Source organism: Phosphitispora fastidiosa, assembly GCF_019008365.1.
GTDB lineage: Bacteria > Bacillota > Thermincolia > Thermincolales > UBA2595 > Phosphitispora > Phosphitispora fastidiosa.
In genome coordinates, this window is sequence record NZ_JAHHUL010000096.1 from 1 (window position 1) to 312 (window position 312).

At 50.0% G+C, this 312-nt stretch carries 1 rRNA gene; it reads left to right on the plus strand.

Annotated elements, in window-relative coordinates:
• Positions 1–312, plus strand: a 16S ribosomal RNA gene (locus Ga0451573_RS19100); the annotation flags it as partial.

Below are 312 nucleotides of genomic sequence, written 5' to 3' on the forward strand. Positions count from 1 at the left end.
CTTGGCCTGATTGCCAGCAGCCGCGGTAATACGGAGGGTGCAAGCGTTATCCGGATTTATTGGGTTTAAAGGGTCCGCAGGCGGACTAATAAGTCAGTGGTGAAATCTCTCGGCTCAACCGAGAAACTGCCATTGATACTGTTAGTCTAGAGTGTAGTTGGCGTAGGCGGAATATATCATGTAGCGGTGAAATGCTTAGATATGATATAGAACACCGATCGCGAAGGCAGCTTACGAAACTACAACTGACGCTCAGGGACGAAAGCGTGGGGAGCGAACAGGATTAGAAACCCGAGTAGTCCCGCGGAATGA